General features: G+C 34.6%; 14 protein-coding genes and 2 tRNA genes. 11 read left to right on the forward strand and 5 right to left on the reverse strand.

Annotation, left to right across the window (positions count from 1 at the left end):
* Positions 1–69: 69 nt before the first annotated feature.
* From rlmH to PCY08_RS09225, 6 genes are all read left to right on the forward strand, one after another.
* Complete coding sequence (gene rlmH, locus PCY08_RS09200) at positions 70–549, forward strand: 23S rRNA (pseudouridine(1915)-N(3))-methyltransferase RlmH (protein WP_000695942.1); 480 nt, start codon at positions 70–72, stop codon at positions 547–549.
* A 43-nt stretch (positions 550–592) separates the two neighbouring features.
* Positions 593–666: transfer RNA gene (locus PCY08_RS09205), tRNA-Arg, on the forward strand.
* A gap of 165 nt (positions 667–831) precedes the next feature.
* Positions 832–966 (forward strand): competence-stimulating peptide ComC, encoded by a 135-nt coding sequence (comC, locus tag PCY08_RS09210; protein ID WP_301560146.1) that lies wholly within the window; start codon positions 832–834, stop codon positions 964–966.
* Between the two features lie 22 nt (positions 967–988).
* Positions 989–2,308 (forward strand): competence system sensor histidine kinase ComD, encoded by a 1,320-nt coding sequence (gene comD / locus PCY08_RS09215; protein WP_045762404.1) that lies wholly within the window; start codon positions 989–991, stop codon positions 2,306–2,308.
* Positions 2,305–3,057, forward strand: coding sequence for a competence system response regulator transcription factor ComE (gene comE, locus PCY08_RS09220; protein WP_049530388.1), 753 nt, complete (start codon positions 2,305–2,307; stop codon positions 3,055–3,057). The genes comD and comE overlap by 4 nt, the downstream gene beginning before the upstream one ends.
* A 120-nt stretch (positions 3,058–3,177) precedes the next feature.
* Positions 3,178–3,251 (forward strand) — tRNA-Asn (locus PCY08_RS09225).
* A 208-nt stretch (positions 3,252–3,459) separates the two neighbouring features.
* Here PCY08_RS09225 and PCY08_RS09230 read toward each other — a convergent pair.
* Positions 3,460–4,002, reverse strand: a complete 543-nt coding sequence (locus PCY08_RS09230) for a TetR/AcrR family transcriptional regulator C-terminal domain-containing protein (RefSeq protein WP_301560147.1) — start codon at positions 4,000–4,002, stop codon at positions 3,460–3,462.
* Between the two features lie 128 nt (positions 4,003–4,130).
* On the opposite strand from PCY08_RS09230, the gene PCY08_RS09235 reads away from it, so the two are divergent.
* Complete coding sequence (locus tag PCY08_RS09235; RefSeq protein ID WP_301560148.1) at positions 4,131–6,794, forward strand: YhgE/Pip domain-containing protein; 2,664 nt, start codon at positions 4,131–4,133, stop codon at positions 6,792–6,794.
* Positions 6,795–6,826: 32 nt separating this feature from the next.
* Here PCY08_RS09235 and PCY08_RS09240 read toward each other — a convergent pair whose 3' ends face one another.
* Both PCY08_RS09240 and PCY08_RS09245 read right to left on the reverse strand, forming a co-directional pair.
* Positions 6,827–9,376, reverse strand: a complete 2,550-nt coding sequence (locus PCY08_RS09240) for a YfhO family protein (RefSeq protein WP_301560149.1) — start codon at positions 9,374–9,376, stop codon at positions 6,827–6,829.
* Positions 9,377–9,437: 61 nt separating this feature from the next.
* Positions 9,438–11,060 (reverse strand): ATP-binding cassette domain-containing protein, encoded by a 1,623-nt coding sequence (locus PCY08_RS09245; RefSeq protein WP_000958799.1) that lies wholly within the window; start codon positions 11,058–11,060, stop codon positions 9,438–9,440.
* A 206-nt stretch (positions 11,061–11,266) separates the two neighbouring features.
* On the opposite strand from PCY08_RS09245, the gene trpS reads away from it, so the two are divergent.
* Both trpS and guaB read left to right on the forward strand, forming a co-directional pair.
* On the forward strand, positions 11,267–12,292 hold the full coding sequence (gene trpS, locus PCY08_RS09250; RefSeq protein ID WP_001039667.1) for a tryptophan--tRNA ligase: 1,026 nt from the start codon (positions 11,267–11,269) through the stop codon (positions 12,290–12,292).
* 161 nt (positions 12,293–12,453) lie between these two features.
* Positions 12,454–13,932 (forward strand): IMP dehydrogenase, encoded by a 1,479-nt coding sequence (gene guaB, locus PCY08_RS09255; protein ID WP_301560150.1) that lies wholly within the window; start codon positions 12,454–12,456, stop codon positions 13,930–13,932.
* A 54-nt stretch (positions 13,933–13,986) separates the two neighbouring features.
* Here guaB and recF read toward each other — a convergent pair whose 3' ends face one another.
* Positions 13,987–15,078, reverse strand: a complete 1,092-nt coding sequence (gene recF, locus PCY08_RS09260) for a DNA replication/repair protein RecF (protein ID WP_301560151.1) — start codon at positions 15,076–15,078, stop codon at positions 13,987–13,989.
* 2 nt (positions 15,079–15,080) lie between these two features.
* Positions 15,081–15,449, reverse strand: coding sequence for a S4 domain-containing protein YaaA (gene yaaA / locus PCY08_RS09265; RefSeq protein WP_301560152.1), 369 nt, complete (start codon positions 15,447–15,449; stop codon positions 15,081–15,083).
* Between the two features lie 161 nt (positions 15,450–15,610).
* Here yaaA and PCY08_RS09270 point away from each other — a divergent pair, with 161 nt between their 5' ends.
* Together PCY08_RS09270 and PCY08_RS09275 are read left to right on the forward strand one after the other, a co-directional pair.
* Positions 15,611–16,861 carry a pitrilysin family protein gene (locus tag PCY08_RS09270; RefSeq protein WP_301560153.1) on the forward strand — a complete coding sequence of 417 codons (1,251 nt, stop codon included), beginning with the start codon at positions 15,611–15,613 and terminating at the stop codon, positions 16,859–16,861.
* Positions 16,858–18,141: a pitrilysin family protein gene (locus PCY08_RS09275; RefSeq protein ID WP_301560154.1), complete on the forward strand. Its 1,284-nt coding sequence runs from the start codon at positions 16,858–16,860 to the stop codon at positions 18,139–18,141. The genes PCY08_RS09270 and PCY08_RS09275 overlap by 4 nt, the downstream gene beginning before the upstream one ends.
* Positions 18,142–18,149: the final 8 nt, after the last annotated feature.

The following is an 18,149-nucleotide window of genomic DNA, read 5'->3' on the forward strand; positions in this document are numbered from 1 at the left end:
TTGAAGTTTATCAAAATCTTATCTGTGAATAAGATGTGAAATTAAGTGTGAATATGTTAGAATAGAAGAATGAAAATTAAAGTGGTAACAGTTGGAAAACTGAAAGAAAAATATCTCAAAGATGGCATAGCAGAATACTCAAAGAGAATTTCACGATTTGCTAATCTAGAAATGATTGAGTTGGCTGATGAAAAAACACCAGATCGGGCCAGCGAATCTGAAAATCAAAAGATTTTGGAGTTGGAAGGGAACCGCATTCTTGCTAAAGTAGGGGAACGTGATTTTGTAGTTGTTTTAGCTATTGAAGGAACAACTTTTTCTTCTGAAGAGTTCAGTAAGCAGCTTGAAAGAGCTTCTATCAATGGATTTTCGACAATCACTTTTATCATTGGTGGGAGTTTAGGACTATCTCCAGAGGTGAAAAAGAGAGCCAATCTCTCTGTTAGTTTTGGGAGATTGACGCTTCCTCATCAACTAATGAGATTAGTCTTAGTAGAACAAATTTATAGAGCGTTTTCGATTCAACAGGGCTCTCCCTATCATAAATAGATGATTGACTAAGCTAGCTTTTTTTGATAAGATAGATTAGTAAGGTCTCATAGCTCAGCTGGATAGAGCATTCGCCTTCTAAGCGAACGGTCGCAGGTTCGAATCCTGCTGGGATCAGTGTTAAATCGTAAGCTGGGAAAAAATCCCAGCTTTTTTTGTAAAAATTTGACATTTCAGAATAAAATTTGAGCATTTGAGAAATAATTCTCTATAGGTATCGTAGATTTTATATAATATTTTTGTAAGTTAATTTACAAGAAAGACATTATAGGAGTTTATATTATGAAAAAGAATACAGATTTTGCTCAAATAAAAGATTTCCAAGAATTGAACGAAAAAGAACTGCAGGAAATCAGAGGTGGGGAATGGAGACCTCCATATACAATAAATAATTTTCTTTTTCCAAAAAGAAAGTAAGTAAAAATAAAGGTGGGAAATAATGAATTTATTCGGATTAGTAATTGCTATTGTTTATGTTTTTATTATTAGTAAAATTCATGAATGGGTTTGTAAAGCAACTAGAAAAGACCAATATTTTTTTAGTCTTTATATATTTCTAATACCATTAGTATTGGAAATAATTCTCTATTTCTTGAAATTAGATAGTTTTAGTTTGTCTAAATTTTTATTTCCTTTCCTCCTATTTGGTTACTTTGTTGGATTTAAGAAGTATGAGAAATCTAAGGGAATTTTTATCAGTCTATTATTTTCTCTTTTATATAATAGTACTAATAACTTTTTATCAGTAACCTTATCATCTATTACAGGAGATGAGTTTGCATTGAAGTATAACAATTATTTTTCTCTATTTATCCTGATCTTAACTTATTTGGTTATTAAAGTTGTTGTGTCTTATTTCCATCTCGAATTTAAATATTTTGATAAAGACTATCTATATCCTTTTCTGAAGAAAGTGCTCTTTGCATTTATTTTTCTACACGTTGTCTCTTTCACTTCAGATATTGTGAGTACGATTCGTCACTTAAATGGTTTTGGAAGTATTTTATCATCCATTGTTTTTGTTGGCCTACTTTTGACTTTTTTCTCCATGAATTCTCATAAAGTTCAGATAGAAAAAGAGATTGAATTGGAACAAAAGAAGTTTGAGCAAAAACATTTACAAACTTACACGGATGAGATTGTTACTTTATATAATGAAATTCGTGGTTTTCGCCATGATTATACAGGCATGCTTGTCAGCTTAAGAATGGCGATCGAAAGTAAAGATTTACAAGAAATTGACAGAGTTTACAGTGAAGTACTTGTAAAGGCGAATCAAAAATTACGTTCAGACAAGTATACCTATTTCGATTTGAACAATATTGAGGATTCAGCACTTCGTAGTTTAATTGCCCAATCTATTGTCAATGCGAAAACTAATGATGTAGAGTACACATTAGAGGTAAAAGATATTATTACACCTTTATCTATGGAATTGTTAGATTTAGTGCGCGTGATGAGCGTTCTGCTCAATAATGCTGTTGAAGGGGCAGTTGAAAGCTATCAAAAACAACTAGAGGTAGCTATTATCAAGTTGGATCTTGAAACCCTAGTTGTCATCCAAAACTCTTGTAAAAAAAGAAAGGTAAAATCCGAAGATTTATTTGAATTAGGATTTTCAACTAAAGGAAGACATAGAGGACTTGGACTTAATAATGTTAAAGAAATTTTAGGAAAATATGACAATGTTATTTTAGAAACAGAAATTGATAATGATGTATTTAAACAAGTGATTAGATTTAAGAGGGAACTGATATGAAAGTATTGATTTTAGAAGATATTATAGAACACCAAGTAAGGTTGGAAACAACTCTGAATAAAATTTCTAAGGAAACAAATATTCCTATCTCCTATAAAACAACAGGAAAAGTGAGAGAGTTTATGGAATATGTAGAGCATGATGAAGTTAATCAGCTTTATTTTCTAGATATTGATATCAATGGGATTGAGAGAAAAGGATTTGAGGTTGCTCAATTTATTCGTCATCGCAATCCTTATGCGATTATTGTTTTTATTACAAGTCGATCTGAATTTGCTACTTTGACTTATAAATACAAAGTTTCAGCATTGGATTTCATTGATAAAGAAACCAGTGATCAAGTTTTTAAAAATAGAGTTGCCGACTGTGTGCTTTACACTAAGACTACTTTACTTGAAAACCAATCAGTCGTTGATTATTTTGATTATAGTTATAAAGGAAATGATCTTTGTATTCCTTATCATGATATTCTCTACATTGAAACAACGGGAACTTCTCATAAATTACGAATTGTAGGTAAGAATTTTGCAAAAGAATTCTATGGAACAATGACAGATATTCAAGAAAAGGATAAGGAAACCCAACGTTTTTACCTAGCTCACAAGTCATTTTTAGTCAATATTGGTAATGTGAGAGAAATTGATCGTAAAAAAATGGAAGTTGTATTTTATGAAGATCATCGTTGTCCTATCTCTCGCCTAAAAACTAAAAAATTGAGAGAACTAATGGCTAAAAACCAAAAAAAGTAATTGACAATTTTTGATAAATTGATATAATGGTTATATCTGCTACAGGTAGAGGGTCCGTTGGTTAAGAAATCGTCTTTTCATAGCGGTAACACGGGTTCGAATTCCGTACGGACTATTTAATCCGCCATAGCTCAGTTGGTAGTAGCGCATGACTGTTAATCATGATGTCGTAGGTTCGAGTCCTACTGGCGGAGTCAAATGAAAGGAACACTATTTGGTGTTCCTTTTTTTGATTCTTTTTCCGATGTAATGAGGGGAGGCATATCTAAAATATTGAAAGAGAATGATTTGTGTCCGAAAATAAAACTAAGGAAAATTAGTATTAGTCTAATAAGAACAACAAAATAGGCTCCATAATATCCATAGGGGGTTGATTCCCTATAACTATTATAGAGCTTTTTATTAATTTGTATCCCCTAACATTTTCATCAAAAAGTCCGTGATTTCTTGTGGACTTTCTTTTTTTCCGTGGGCAATCCAGGTTTGACAGACTCCAAAGAGAGCATTTGTTAGGTAGACGCTACTGTATTCTAATTCTATTTCATTTAGTTTGAGTTGCATAAAACGTTTTTGAAGGTCTGTGCTCAGTAGGATGTGAAGCTTATTTCGCAGGAAATTTTGAATTTCCTTGGTTCCATTTTCAGATAAAAGAGCTGCTAGAAGCGGTTCTGATTCTAAGTATTCAAATACTTCTAGAATAGCATCTCGTTTGTGATTAGCATGTTTTTGAAAGATATATTCGAAGGTGTGAAATAGTCTACTTTGGTAATGTTCAATCATATCGTATTTATCTTTGTAATGAGTATAGAAACTGGAGCGGCTAATTCCAGCTTTTTGTGCTAATTTAACAGTTGTAATCTGATCGAATGGTTGTTCCATCAATAATTCTACCATGGCATTTTCGATAATGCGCTTTGTTTTTAATCGTTTATTACTTTCTTGCATGTTCCCTCCAGATGAACATTTTTAGACAATGTGTTTAAAAATAGATTTTTTATCTTGTCTTTTTAATTTTTTTATGTATAATCTATTATATCAAAAATTTAGACAAGTAGTTTAAAAAAGGAGACAATATGTTTAAAGAATGGAAAGCAATCTTTAAAAAACCGACATTTATTATTGTCATGATAGGAATTTCCTTAATTCCAGCTCTTTACAATATCATTTTCTTATCATCAATGTGGGATCCATACGGTAAACTTTCGGAGTTACCTGTAGCAATTGTTAATAAGGACCAAGCTGCTACTTATAATGATGAAAAACTCACTATTGGTGAAGACATGGTGTCTAATTTAAAAGATAGTGATAGTCTGGATTTTCATTTTGTAGATGAAGGTGAGGGAGAAAGAGGACTGCGGGATGGAGATTATTACATGGTTGTAACGTTGCCAAGTAATCTTTCTGAGAAAGCTTCTTCTATCCTTACAAATCATCCTGAACAGATGACGATTGACTATCAGACATCAAGTGGTCATAGTTTTATTGCAAGCAAGATGAGTGATTCTGCCATGACACAAATCAAACAGACTGTGGCTACTAATGTTACTCAATCTTATACCAAAGCTTTATTTAAGAAGATGGGTGATTTAAAAATTGGTTTATCTCAAGCGGCAAATGCAAGTTTACAGTTGGCTGATGGTTCGAATCAACTTTCGGATGGGAGTCAAACCTTATCAACCAATCTTCAAACCTTAGCTCAATCGAGTCTCACATTTTCTAATGGTGCTGATCAATTATCTACAGGATTAGGAACCTATACAGCTGGTGTAAATCAGTTAAATCTTGGTCTTGGTAATTTTAATACTGGTTTAAATCAATATACCAGCGCTATTTCACAAATAGACAATGGATTAAACCAACTGAATTCACAGACACCGGCACTGGTATCAGGATTGACTCAACTTGATGCAGGCACACAAGCCTATACAGGTGGTGTTTCTCAACTTAATTCAGGATTAAATCAATTTTCACTTGGTATTGATACTTATACAAATGGAGTTCAAAGTCTATCATCAGGTGCAAATCAGATTTCTACTAAATCAGAGACTCTACGTACAGGACTAACACAACTTAATCAAGGTATTCAAGAACTTTCTACTCAATTAGATGGTGCAAACCAACAAAAAGATCAGATTAAACAATTAGCAACTAGTTTAGAGAAATTTAATCAAGCTATTCAAAATATTCAAACAGCAGATAGTGGAGAGATAACACAAGTAACAAACCAGCTTTCTAGTAGTCTATCAACGATTGCAAATTCAGCACAAAGCATCATTACTTCAAATCAATCTGAAAAAGAAACTACTTTATCAGCTATTCAATCTACGAGTGCTTATCAAAGCTTAACTCCTGACCAACAGGCAGAGATAACTTCTGTGGTTTCTAATCAATCATCTTCTGCTAGTGAGTCAGCACGAACAATTTTAACTACAGTTCAAACGTTACAATCTTCTTTAGAAAATGTAACCACTCAAACAGATAGTCTAACTCAATTAAAGAATCACTCAAGTCAATTATTACCAACTGCTTCTTCAACATTGACAAGTTTGTCAAGCGGATTAACACAGGTTCAAACAGCAATTGACGGTCAGTTATTGCCAGCTAGTCAAACTCTTGCATCTGGTATTGACAGCTATACAAAATCTGTAGACCAAGTAGCTTTAGGAGCAAGTCAGTTGAGTTCGAAAAATTCGAACTTGACAGGAAGTTTCAATAAGTTGCTACAAGGCTCTAATCAGTTAACAGAAAAATCTTCTACATTGACAGGTGCTACTGCTAAGTTAGCAGCGAATGGGCCAGAATTAGCAACAGGAATTGATAAACTTGCATCAGGTGTCAACCAAGTAAACAATAAAACATCAGATTTAACTGCTGGAATTAATCAATTACAAGCGGGTTCTCAACAATTAGCTGATAAATCAGACCAGCTAGTTTCAGGAGCAAATCAACTGGCTAATGGTTCTGAAAAAATAGCTAGTGGAGCAGATCAACTTGCTCAAGGATCAGAAATTTTACAATCAGGACTTGGAAAATTAAGTGATGGTTCAAGTCAACTAAATCAAGGTTTGACAGAGGCTGATAAACAATTGAATAAGGCTTCAACTGAACCAAAAAATGCAGACTTACTGGCTGATCCTCTAAGTCTTTCAAAAACTGATACGGATCAAGTTGCTGTTAATGGGATTGCCATGGCTCCGTATATGATATCAGTTGCTCTTTTTGTTGCTGCTATTTCAACTAATATGATTTTTGCTAAATTGCCTTCTGGGCGTCATCCAGAAAGTCGCTGGGCTTGGTTTAAGTCTCGCTTTGAAATTAACGGTATCATTGCTGGTTTGGCAGGAGTATTAGTTTATGGTGGAGTACATTTAATCGGACTGACTGCAGTTCACGAATTCAAAACTTTTGCTTTGATTATTTTAACCAGTCTTGCTTTCATGGCGATGGTAACAGCATTGACAACCTGGAATTCTCGCCTAGGCGCCTTCTTCTCTTTAATTTTATTACTCCTTCAATTAGCATCAAGTGCAGGAACTTATCCTTTAGCTTTGACGAATCAATTCTTTAAAACTATTAATCCATGGTTACCTATGAGTTATTCAGTTTCAGGTCTACGACAAACCATTTCTATGACAGGTAATATTCATAGTCAGATTATTTTCCTTATCTTTACAGTAATGATTTTTGTTGCTTTAGGAATGCTAGCCTATCAACCTAAAAAAGCTGAAGAAGACTAAAAACAATCGACCAATTCGGTCGATTGTTTTTTTTATCTAGAATATTTTTTTCTTTGAATATCATAAAAAATAAAGACAATAATGGCTATAAGAGAACAACTTGCACCAGCAACAAATCCTTTTGGAATAAAGGAAAGGGTAATAGTTCCTTCACCTTCAGGAACATCAATTTTCATAAATCCAGTTTGTGCCTGTTGAATTTGTATTTTTTTACCATTTTGGTAAGCAGACCATCCTCGGTCGTAAGGAATTGTGAAAAAGATCGATGTCTCATTCTTTACCTTATAATTTACAGTGACTTTATTTTTATAAGAGCTCACTTCTACTGGATTTTCTTTTATTTTGCGTATAGCCTCCGTATATTTCTTAGTATCTAAGCGATAGAAAGTTGGAGACTCAAACGATACTTGAGCATTTCCTGGGAACTTAACCTGGATATCAAAAGTTTGTTTATGTTCTGCATATCCAAGATTAAAAAATGTAAAAGCATTATCTGTGGTAAAGGATTTTTTTTCACCATTGACAATGATGTCAACTTGCTTTTTCTTATCATTTGAAAAATTTAGCTTGGTCATGGAAAGGTAAACCTGACTATTATCAGGTACTTCAATACTGTAGCTGATAGTTGCATCTTCAGTATCAGTTCCGTTTAGATTGACCACGTTGTCACCAGAGTCTGTATGATGATTTATCGGATAAAAGTACTCTTCATTTAAGCCAGCAATTTGATTTAAAAATTGAGTTTGGTTATCAAGAGTATGGTCATTAAAAGTGACATCTTTGTAAAGAGACTGTGTAGCAAAAGCAATTGGGAGAGCGAATTGATTTTTATAAAGGGTTAGATTATCTTTTTGATAGCTTGGATAAAAACCATATTTATCTGGATAGGTTTCAGAAATATTGTAGCTGATTCCAAATAAACTATCTGCAATGATAGTATTATTTGCATAACGAAGATTAAGGTTGGTACCTGAAGATTTAAAACCCAACTTATCTAACGTTGTACTTGCAGAACGATTACGAACAGATGAAAATTGTGAGATGCCATTGTAGTTAAATTTCATGCTATCGTTTCCAGTTTGAGTTTGTAACTTTTCAGTTCGTGTAAATGTATCTGGTTGCTGTTTGGTATACTCCAAAATAGCTTCCATACTTGGAATATCTTTATCATAGGTACTACGAGAAGCAAATCCCCATTCTTTCGTAATTCCATTTAGTTGAGATGAAGCATTAAAACTAATTTCACTTACTGTAAAGATCAAAATAAGAATTGAAAAGATTTTTAGAGAAATCAGTTTTTTAATAAGTGCTAATAATAACAGTAAGTATACCACTAAGAATTCAAGCGTTAAGAGTATATTTAGTTTAGTTAAAAAGGAATAATGATTTTTAAAATAAATGGTTGCCAGATAGCCAGATAAAAGTAAAGTTATTGAGAATAAAATATTCCATAACTTAATATCCTTAAATCTATTTAAAACTTCCGCAGATATATAAATCAAAAGAGTAGAGAAAATCCACGCATAGCGATGAAGAAACATATTTGGCGCGTGCATTCCTTGCCAAAATAAATCTAAGGCTTCTAGATAAAAACTAGCAATGATGATAATGAGTAGAGTTGCATAGCATAGTTTCACGTGAAACTTAATTGATTTTAATGTAAAGAATACAATTGTTAATATAAAAGGAAGGAGGCCAACAAAAATCATTGGGATGGAACCATATTTAGTTGTATCGAAAGCACCAATGAATTGTTTAGCAAACAGATCTAGATACCAACTGGCATCTGTTTTTATTTTTGTAATAGCGGTTAGTTTTTCACCATGAGTTCTTAAATCAAACAAGGTTGGGAGTGTCATGATGAAACTTGTTAAACCAGCGAGTAAGGATGTTAGGAAAAAATCAAGGAAAGAATACTTGCGACTTTTAAAATCCCAGGAAAGTTGGCAAAAATACCAAACTACCAAAAACAGGGCAGTCATATAACCAAAATAGTAATCTTGGATAAATAATATTGACAAACTTGTAAAGTATAGAATACGTTTTTTTTCCGTTATGAGTAGATGTAAACCAGTTAAAATTAAGGGGATTAAAATAAAAACATCTAACCAGGTTTTAATCTCAAGTTGACTAACTGTAAAGCTCATTAATGCATATGAGGTAGATAAAGATAATCTGAGTGGGGCTGGTAGATTTTTGAATATTATACTCAAGCTAAAAAAGGTTGACAGACCTATCAAGCCAAATTTCAACAAGGTTGAAAGATAAACTGCATCTGGCATGCTTGATACATCAAAAAAATAAACAAGAGGAGATAGAAAACTACCAAGGTAATAACTGGACAAGGCATAAAAATTGAGACCTAGACCACTGGTAAAAGTATAAAATAGACTATCACTCCCATGTAAAATATTACGAAGATTTAGATCAAAAATAACATATTGATGAAATCCATCCCCCAATAAAGGTGAAGTATCACTATTCCAGTAGATACCTTGAGAAAGATAGACTCCGAATATAATTACTAGGGGAATAATGAAAGAAATAAGATAGGTCCAATAGTTTCTGAAAAATGTTTTCATGTTACCTCATAGAATGTTAGAAAACTCAGTTGGTTAATCCAACTGAGCTTTAAAGTATTATTTAGTCTTTCCAAAGTTCTTTGACTTTTGCTTGTACTTCAGCATTTTCTAAGAATTCATCATAGGTTTCATCGATACGGTCGATTACACCGTTTTTAGATAGGACAATAATGTGGTTAGCCAATGTTTGAATGAATTCATGGTCATGACTGGCGAAGATGATTGATTCTTTGAAGTTTTTCAATCCATCGTTCAAACTTGAAATAGATTCCAAATCTAAGTGATTAGTAGGATCGTCAAGTACTAGAACATTTGATTTCAAAAGCATGAGTTTCGATAGCATCACGCGCACCTTTTCTCCTCCTGACAAGACGTTTACAGGTTTGTTAACCTCATCTCCAGAGAAGAGCATACGACCAAGGAAACCACGCAAGAAGGTATTGTCATCTTCTTCTTTACTTGCAAATTGACGGAGCCAGTCAAGGATGGATTCACTCCCAGCAAAATCAGCTGAATTGTCTTTTGGTAAGTAAGAGCGACTAGTTGTAACCCCCCACTTGACAGTTCCTTCATAGTCGATATCACCCATGATCGCACGAATCAATGCAGTTGTTTGAATGTCGTTTTGACCGATAAGAGCTGTCTTGTCACCTGGACGCAAGATAAAGCTGATGTTGTCAAGAATAGTTTCACCATCAATCTTGACAGATAGATTTTCTACTGTCAAGAGATCGTTTCCGATTTCACGTTCAGCTTTAAAGTTGATAAAAGGATATTTACGACTGGATGGCACAATTTCTTCAAGTTCAATCTTATCAAGCATTTTCTTACGTGATGTTGCTTGTCTTGATTTAGAAGCATTAGCAGAGAAACGAGCAACGAATTCTTGGAGTTGCTTAATTTTTTCTTCTGCTTTAGCATTACGGTCTGCTAGCAATTTAGCAGCAAGCTCAGAAGATTCTTTCCAGAAGTCGTAGTTTCCGACATAGAGTTTGATTTTTCCAAAGTCAAGGTCGGCCATGTGAGTACATACTTTGTTCAAGAAGTGACGGTCATGGGATACGACAATAACAGTGTTATCAAAGTCAATCAAGAAATCTTCTAACCAAGTAATAGATTGGATATCCAAACCGTTGGTCGGCTCATCCAAAAGAAGGACATCTGGTTTACCAAATAGAGCTTTAGCAAGGAGTACTTTCACTTTGTCTCCATTTGCGAGTTCGCTCATATTTTGATAATGAAGATCTTCAGGGATATTCAAGTTTTGCAAGAGTTGTGAAGCTTCACTCTCAGCTTCCCAACCACCTAGTTCAGCAAATTCACCTTCAAGCTCAGCTGCACGAACTCCATCTTCATCAGTAAAGTCTGCTTTCATATAGATAGCATCTTTTTCTTTCATGATGTTGTATAGTTTTTCATTACCCATGATAACAACATCAATAACACGTTCATCCTCATAGTCAAAGTGATTTTGACGAAGCACAGAAAGACGTTCATCAGGTCCAAGAGAAACATGACCAGTTGTAGGTTCAATATCCCCAGCTAAGATTTTTAAAAATGTTGATTTACCTGCACCGTTAGCACCAATTAAACCATAGGTGTTTCCTTCTGTAAATTTGATGTTGACCTCATCAAAAAGTTTGCGATCACTAAAACGTAGTGAAACATCAGATACTGTTAGCAATTTTTTTCTCCTATTATATGTAATACTCTAATTCTACTAGAAAATCAGCAAATATTCAAATTTTTATCTGTCAATTATTTGTAAAGGATATTTACAGATAGTTTACAGTTGAGGAGTTAAAATCGTAATTATTTGATAAAAAAAATTACCTGTCTTTTTATCAAAAAAATGCTATAATTGAAAGGACTATATCAAAGGAGAATAAGATGAATAAACCCATTATTTTAACAGGAGATCGTCCAACGGGGAAATTACATATTGGGCACTACGTTGGTAGCTTAAAAAATCGTGTCTTATTACAGCAAGAAGATAAATATGACATGTTTGTTTTTTTGGCTGACCAGCAAGCTTTAACTGACCATGCAAAAGATCCACAAACTATTGTAGAGTCTATTGGGAATGTTGCTTTGGACTATCTTGCAGTGGGATTAGATCCTAATAAATCAACGATTTTCATTCAAAGTCAAATTCCAGAATTGGCAGAGTTGTCTATGTATTATATGAATCTAGTGTCTTTGGCTCGTCTGGAGCGTAATCCTACTGTAAAGACAGAAATTGCTCAGAAAGGATTTGGAGAAAGTATTCCAACTGGATTTTTAGTTTATCCAATTGCTCAAGCAGCAGATATCACAGCTTTTAAGGCTAACTATGTTCCTGTAGGTACAGACCAAAAACCGATGATTGAACAAACGCGTGAGATTGTGCGTTCATTCAATCATGCCTATAATTGTGATGTTTTAGTAGAACCGGAAGGAATTTATCCTGAAAATGAAGGAGCAGGTCGCTTACCTGGTCTTGATGGAAATGCCAAAATGTCTAAATCGCTTAATAATGGTATCTACTTGTCAGATGATGCAGATACTTTGCGTAAGAAAGTAATGAGTATGTATACAGATCCAGATCACATTCGTGTTGAGGATCCAGGTAAGATTGAAGGAAATATGGTTTTCCATTACTTAGACGTATTCGGACGTCCTGAAGATGCTCAAGAAATTGCTGACATGAAAGAGCATTATCAACGTGGAGGTCTAGGTGATGTTAAGACAAAACGGTATCTACTTGAAATCCTAGAACGTGAACTTGGTCCAATCCGTGAACGTCGCCTAGAATATGCTAAAGATATGGGTGAAGTGTATAATATGTTACAAAAAGGTAGTGAAAAAGCTCGGGAAGTTGCTGGCCAAACGCTATCAGAAGTAAAATCAGCAATGGGTCTAAATTACTTTCATTAATAGATAAAATACGAACTCTAAAACTATCTCTTCTTTAAAATTAAAGGGATAGTTTTTTACATTATCTATTATCAATATAATTGACAAATTTTCATAGAATGGTATGATAGATACAATACAAAAAGCGTCAAGCTCAAAAAGAAAGAAAAGAGGAAACTTCAATGTCTAATTGGGACACTAAATTTTTGAAAAAAGGTTTTACCTTTGATGATGTATTGCTTATTCCAGCAGAGAGTCATGTATTGCCTAATGATGCGGATTTAACAACAAAATTGGCAGATAATTTGACTTTAAATATCCCAATTATTACAGCAGCCATGGATACTGTAACAGAAAGCCAAATGGCTATTGCTATTGCGCGTGCAGGTGGTCTTGGTGTTATCCATAAAAATATGTCTATTGAACAGCAGGCAGATGAAGTTCGTAAGGTAAAACGTTCTGAAAATGGTGTTATCATTGATCCATTCTTCTTGACTCCAGAGCATACAATTGCAGAAGCAGATGAACTCATGGGACGTTACCGTATCAGTGGTGTTCCAGTGGTTGAAACTCTTGAAAATCGTAAATTGGTTGGTATTTTAACAAACCGAGACCTTCGTTTTATTTCAGATTACAATCAACCAATCTCAAATCATATGACCAGCGAGAATCTTGTTACTGCTCCTGTTGGAACAGATCTTGAAACAGCTGAGAGCATTCTTCAAGAACACCGTATTGAAAAACTTCCTTTGGTTGATGAAGAAGGTCGTCTTTCTGGCTTGATAACGATTAAAGATATTGAAAAAGTGATAGAGTTTCCAAATGCAGCTAAAGATGAGTTTGGTCGTCTTCTAGTTGCTGGTGCGGTAGGTGTCACTTCTGATACATTTGAACGTGCTGAAGCCCTCTTTGAAGCAGGAGCAGATGCCATTGTTATCGATACTGCCCATGGTCACTCAGCAGGTGTTCTTCGTAAAATTGCTGAAATCCGTGCCCACTTCCCAGACCGTACACTAATTGCCGGAAATATTGCCACTGCTGAAGGTGCACGTGCTCTTTATGAAGCAGGAGTTGATGTTGTTAAAGTTGGTATTGGGCCAGGTTCAATCTGTACAACTCGTGTTATCGCAGGTGTAGGAGTTCCACAAGTTACAGCTATCTATGATGCAGCAGCAGTTGCACGTGAATATGGCAAAACAATCATTGCTGATGGTGGAATCAAGTATTCTGGAGATATTGTTAAAGCCCTTGCTGCTGGTGGAAATGCAGTAATGCTTGGATCAATGTTTGCAGGAACAGATGAAGCTCCAGGAGAAACTGAAATCTTCCAAGGACGTAAGTTCAAGACATACCGTGGTATGGGTTCAATCGCTGCTATGAAGAAGGGTTCAAGTGACCGTTACTTCCAAGGCTCAGTCAATGAAGCAAACAAACTTGTTCCAGAAGGAATTGAAGGTCGTGTTGCATATAAAGGAGCAGCAGCTGATATCGTATTCCAAATGATTGGTGGTATCCGATCTGGTATGGGTTACTGTGGTGCAGCTAACCTTAAAGAATTGCATGACAATGCTCAATTTATCGAAATGTCTGGTGCAGGTCTAAAAGAAAGCCATCCACACGATGTGCAAATCACAAATGAAGCACCAAACTACTCAATGTAATAAAAAATCTCCTGTAAAACAGGAGATTTTTTATTGTTTACATTAATGTAAATATCAGTTTACAGATAATTGACCGCTATTTACATTAAATATACTGAGATTATCAGGTAAGTTTTGAAGATGCTCTAAACTAGTTGTTGTAATAAAGGTTTGAATATTTTGAGATATAGTTTCTAATAATTTAAGTTGACGAGTATTGTCAAGTTCACTCATAACATCGTCAAGTAAAAGTATAGGCGATTCTTTTGTAATGCTCTCCATTAATTCAATTTCAGCTAGTTTAATAGAAAGAACAAGGCTACGATGTTGTCCTTGACTTCCAAAGCTTGCGTCCATTCCATTGATTAAGAAAATCATATCGTCCCGATGAGGACCAACTCCAGTATTCTTCTTAAATAAATCTCTTGCTCTACTTTTTTGAAGTGCTGCATAAAAAGATTCTGCTAGTTTTTCCTTGTCAGTGAAGTTTACAGATGGTTGATAACGAATTGACAACTCTTCTAATTTGTCCGAAATATCAAAGTGTTTTTTACGACCAAAAGATTCCATTTTTTTGATAAATTCTTCTCTGTGGACCATCACCCGATAACCGTAGTCTACTAGCTGGTCATCTAGAACAGATAAAAATGTTTCGTCAATCTGATTCGCTGACTTTAAGTAGGTATTTCTTTGTTTGAGCACATGATTGTAGCTTGACAAATCTGACAAGTATATGGGTTTGATTTGTCCTAGTTCCATATCTATAAACTTACGTCGGATAGCAGGTGCTCCTTTGACAAGTTGTAAATCTTCGGGTGCAAATAGAACAACATTCATGTGTCCAATATAGTCAGATAGCCGAGCTTGCTTTAAGTGATTGACTTTCGTAATCCGACCTTTTGGGGTTAAGTCAATCTCAAGTGGTACAGTAGCCGTTCGTTTTTGAAGAATTCCAGAAACTTGAAGTTGTTCTTCTTCAAATCGAATTAAATTCTTATCTGTCTTTGTCCGATGACTTCTAGTTAAAGCTAAAAAGTAAATACTTTCCAGAAGATTAGTTTTTCCTTGAGCATTTCGACCCACAAATACATTTAATTTAGGATTAAATTCAATTTCGGTATCCTGATAGTTTCTAAATTGCTTGATGGATAAGTTTTTTAGCCACATACTTATCTACCTGGGAAACGTGGTGCACTTTTTGTTTTAGCTTTCGGGGTCTTTTTTGTTGGCTTTTTTTTGACCGTCTTATTCATTTCTTTGACAAGTTTAGTCACACGTTCTTTCTCAAGTTTTTCTTGGAGATATTCTTCCTGTTCTTCTAAGCTCGGTTGCGTCAGAATGATTTGTATTTTCATATCAGGAATGTCGATGGAGTCCCCGATTCTTACTTTTTTCCCACGACGATTTTCCAATTCGCCATTAAAGTAGACAAGATGGTTAGCTAAAAAGGATTTAATGGCTCCGCCACTGTGTATAATACCAAGTTCTTTCAAGAGAGCTTGGAGAGTGATAAATTCTTCAAATAATTTGTATTCCATAGTTCACCTCAATCTTTGGTATTATACCATATTTTACCTTGAAATGGCAGAGGTAAATTCGTTAGAAATGAAAGCGTTTTTAATTTTAAAAGGGGTAAAGAGAACAAGAAAATTTTCTCTTTTCATGGTATAATAGAACTCTATGTAGAAGGAGGTAAGAGATGGAGTTAGTACCTGGAATTGCAGTGCATTTTATACAATCAAAAAAATTTAAAACCAATAAAATTACTGTGCGTTTCACAGCTCCATTGTCTTTGGATTCAATTTCAAGTCGCATGTTAAGTGCCAGTATGCTTGAAACTGCCAACCAAAGTTATCCAACTGCTCAACTGTTTAGAAAACGTTTATCAACCTTGTATGGAACTGATTTGTCAGCGCACGCCTATCGAAGGGGACAAAGTCATCTTGTGGATTTGAATATTACCTATGTGCGTGATGAATTTTTAAGTAAGAAAAACGTATTAACTTCTCAAATTTTAGAATTACTGCACCAGGTTCTGTTTACACCATTGTCGGATGAGGATGGATTTGAGAAAAATGCTTTTGACATCGAGAAAAAACAGATCTTATCAAGGCTAGAATCAGAATTGGAAGACCCATTCTTCTTTGCACATAAAGAGTTAGATCAATTGTTTTTCCAAGAAGAATCAATGCAGCTAGTTCCTAAAGATTTGATTTCTAGAATTTCAGAGGAGACTTCAAAAACATGTTTTTCAAGCTATCAAAAAATGCTAAAAGAAAACCAAATAGATATTTTCTTCCTAGGTGATTTTAATGAAATTGAAGTTTTAGAGTTTTTACATAAATTTCCTTTAACAGGTCGTAAATCAGCTGTAAACATTCAATATCAGCAACCCTATTCTAATATTCTTAGAGAAGGTATTGTTAGAAAGAGATTAGGACAGTCTGTTTTAGAGATGGGCTACCATAGTTCAGTGGCATATGGTGATGAAGAACAGATGGCAGTGCTTCTTGTCAATGGTCTTTTAGGAGCCTTTCCTCATTCGAAACTATTTACCCAAGTGCGAGAAAAAGAAGGACTGGCCTATACGGTATCAAGTCATTTGGATCTCTTTAGTGGATTTTTACGATTGTTTGCTGGAATTGATCGGCAAAATCGAAATAAAGTAAGAAAATTGATGAATCATCAGTTACTTGACATAAAAAATGGCAAGTTTACAGATAAGGAAATTGATCAGACCAAACAAATGATTCGTCGCTCTTTACTACTAGCTCAGGATAATCAAGATTCTATCGTCGATAAATATTATCTGTCAACTTTTTTTGGAAAAGCGAATCTTGACACAAAAACTTTAATCGATAAGCTTGAACAAGTTGATAGAGAAGCAATTTGTGAAGCAGCAAACAGTTTTAAGTTGCAGGCTATTTATTTTATGGAAGGAGCAGAATGACCAGACCTACTTTTCAAAAGAAATATTATCCTGCTGTAAAAGAAACTTTGTATCAAACTAGCTTAGAAAATGGTTTGACAGTTACTTTACTACCTAAAAAGGACTTTAACGAGGTTTATGGTGTTGTAAGTGTCCAAGTTGGTTCTGTTGACACAAGGTTTACAGTGGGTGATAAGGACTTACAACAATATCCACAAGGAATCGCTCATTTCTTAGAACATAAGCTTTTTGAAAGAGAAGATTCTGGAGATGTTATGGCAGCTTTTACAGAGTTGGGTGCTGAAAGTAATGCCTTTACGAGCTTTACGAACACTAGCTATCTTTTCTCGACTTCTGAAAATGTTCTAGAGTGTTTAGATTTGCTAGAAGAACTTGTCACTACTTTCAATATGACTGAAGAATCTGTGGAGCGCGAAAAGGATATCATTCAGCAGGAAAGAGAGATGTATCAGGATGATCCGGATTCTTGTCTATTTTTCAAGACTTTGGCAAATCTCTATCCAGAAAGTCCTTTAGCTTCAGATATTGTTGGTAGTGAAAACTCTATTGATGCTATTTGTTTGGGGGATTTAAAAGAGAACTTTAAAGAGTTTTACAGACCTGTCAATAGTAATATCTTTTTAGTGGGGAATTTTGATTTTGAACTGCTTGAAGATTATTTTGCTAAGAAATCTCATCCTCAAGAAAAAAAACATGAGTTTAAGAGAGAACAAATACCTTTACATCCTGTAAAGACTACTGAAAGTTTACGGATGGAGGTGGCTTCTCCAAAATTAGCAATCGGTATTAGAGGAAATGAAGATATCGGAAATCGAGATCAGTATCGTTATCATCTTTTATTGAAATTGTTGTTTACAATGATGTTTGGTTGGACTTCACAAAGATTTCAAAAATTATATGAGACAGGTAAACTGGATGCTTCCCTGTCTCTAGAAATAGAAGTTGATCCTCGTTTCCATTTTGTGATATTAACAATGGATACAAAGGAACCTGTGGCACTTTCTCATCAATTTCGCAAAGCTATTCGCAATTTTATGAAAGATGAGGATGTAACTGAGGATCACTTGGATATTGTAAAAACTGAGATGTATGGAGAATTTCTTCATAGTATGGATTCCCTTGAATACATTGCTACTCAGTATCATCCAACCGATACAGGTTCTACCCTGTTTGACCTTCCTAAACTTTTGCAGGAAATTACTTTAGACGATGTTCTAGAGGCTGGACATGATTTGATAGATAATAGCGATATGGTTGATTATACAATTTTCCCGATATAATCGCTAGA

Source organism: Streptococcus sp. SO4, assembly GCF_030440055.1.
Classification (GTDB): Bacteria; Bacillota; Bacilli; order Lactobacillales; family Streptococcaceae; genus Streptococcus; species Streptococcus nidrosiense.

What these genes read in the sequence shown, in the direction of transcription:
- rlmH (WP_000695942.1), top strand. Translation starts at nt 70, where the DNA reads ATGAAAATTAAAGTGGTAACAGTTGGAAAACTGAAAGAAAAATATCTC.
- comC (WP_301560146.1), top strand. Translation starts at nt 832, where the DNA reads ATGAAAAAGAATACAGATTTTGCTCAAATAAAAGATTTCCAAGAATTG.
- comD (WP_045762404.1), top strand. Translation starts at nt 989, where the DNA reads ATGAATTTATTCGGATTAGTAATTGCTATTGTTTATGTTTTTATTATT.
- comE (WP_049530388.1), top strand. Translation starts at nt 2,305, where the DNA reads ATGAAAGTATTGATTTTAGAAGATATTATAGAACACCAAGTAAGGTTG.
- PCY08_RS09230 (WP_301560147.1), bottom strand. Translation starts at nt 4,002, where the DNA reads ATGCAAGAAAGTAATAAACGATTAAAAACAAAGCGCATTATCGAAAAT.
- PCY08_RS09235 (WP_301560148.1), top strand. Translation starts at nt 4,131, where the DNA reads ATGTTTAAAGAATGGAAAGCAATCTTTAAAAAACCGACATTTATTATT.
- PCY08_RS09240 (WP_301560149.1), bottom strand. Translation starts at nt 9,376, where the DNA reads ATGAAAACATTTTTCAGAAACTATTGGACCTATCTTATTTCTTTCATT.
- trpS (WP_001039667.1), top strand. Translation starts at nt 11,267, where the DNA reads ATGAATAAACCCATTATTTTAACAGGAGATCGTCCAACGGGGAAATTA.
- guaB (WP_301560150.1), top strand. Translation starts at nt 12,454, where the DNA reads ATGTCTAATTGGGACACTAAATTTTTGAAAAAAGGTTTTACCTTTGAT.
- recF (WP_301560151.1), bottom strand. Translation starts at nt 15,078, where the DNA reads ATGTGGCTAAAAAACTTATCCATCAAGCAATTTAGAAACTATCAGGAT.
- yaaA (WP_301560152.1), bottom strand. Translation starts at nt 15,449, where the DNA reads ATGGAATACAAATTATTTGAAGAATTTATCACTCTCCAAGCTCTCTTG.
- PCY08_RS09270 (WP_301560153.1), top strand. Translation starts at nt 15,611, where the DNA reads ATGGAGTTAGTACCTGGAATTGCAGTGCATTTTATACAATCAAAAAAA.
- PCY08_RS09275 (WP_301560154.1), top strand. Translation starts at nt 16,858, where the DNA reads ATGACCAGACCTACTTTTCAAAAGAAATATTATCCTGCTGTAAAAGAA.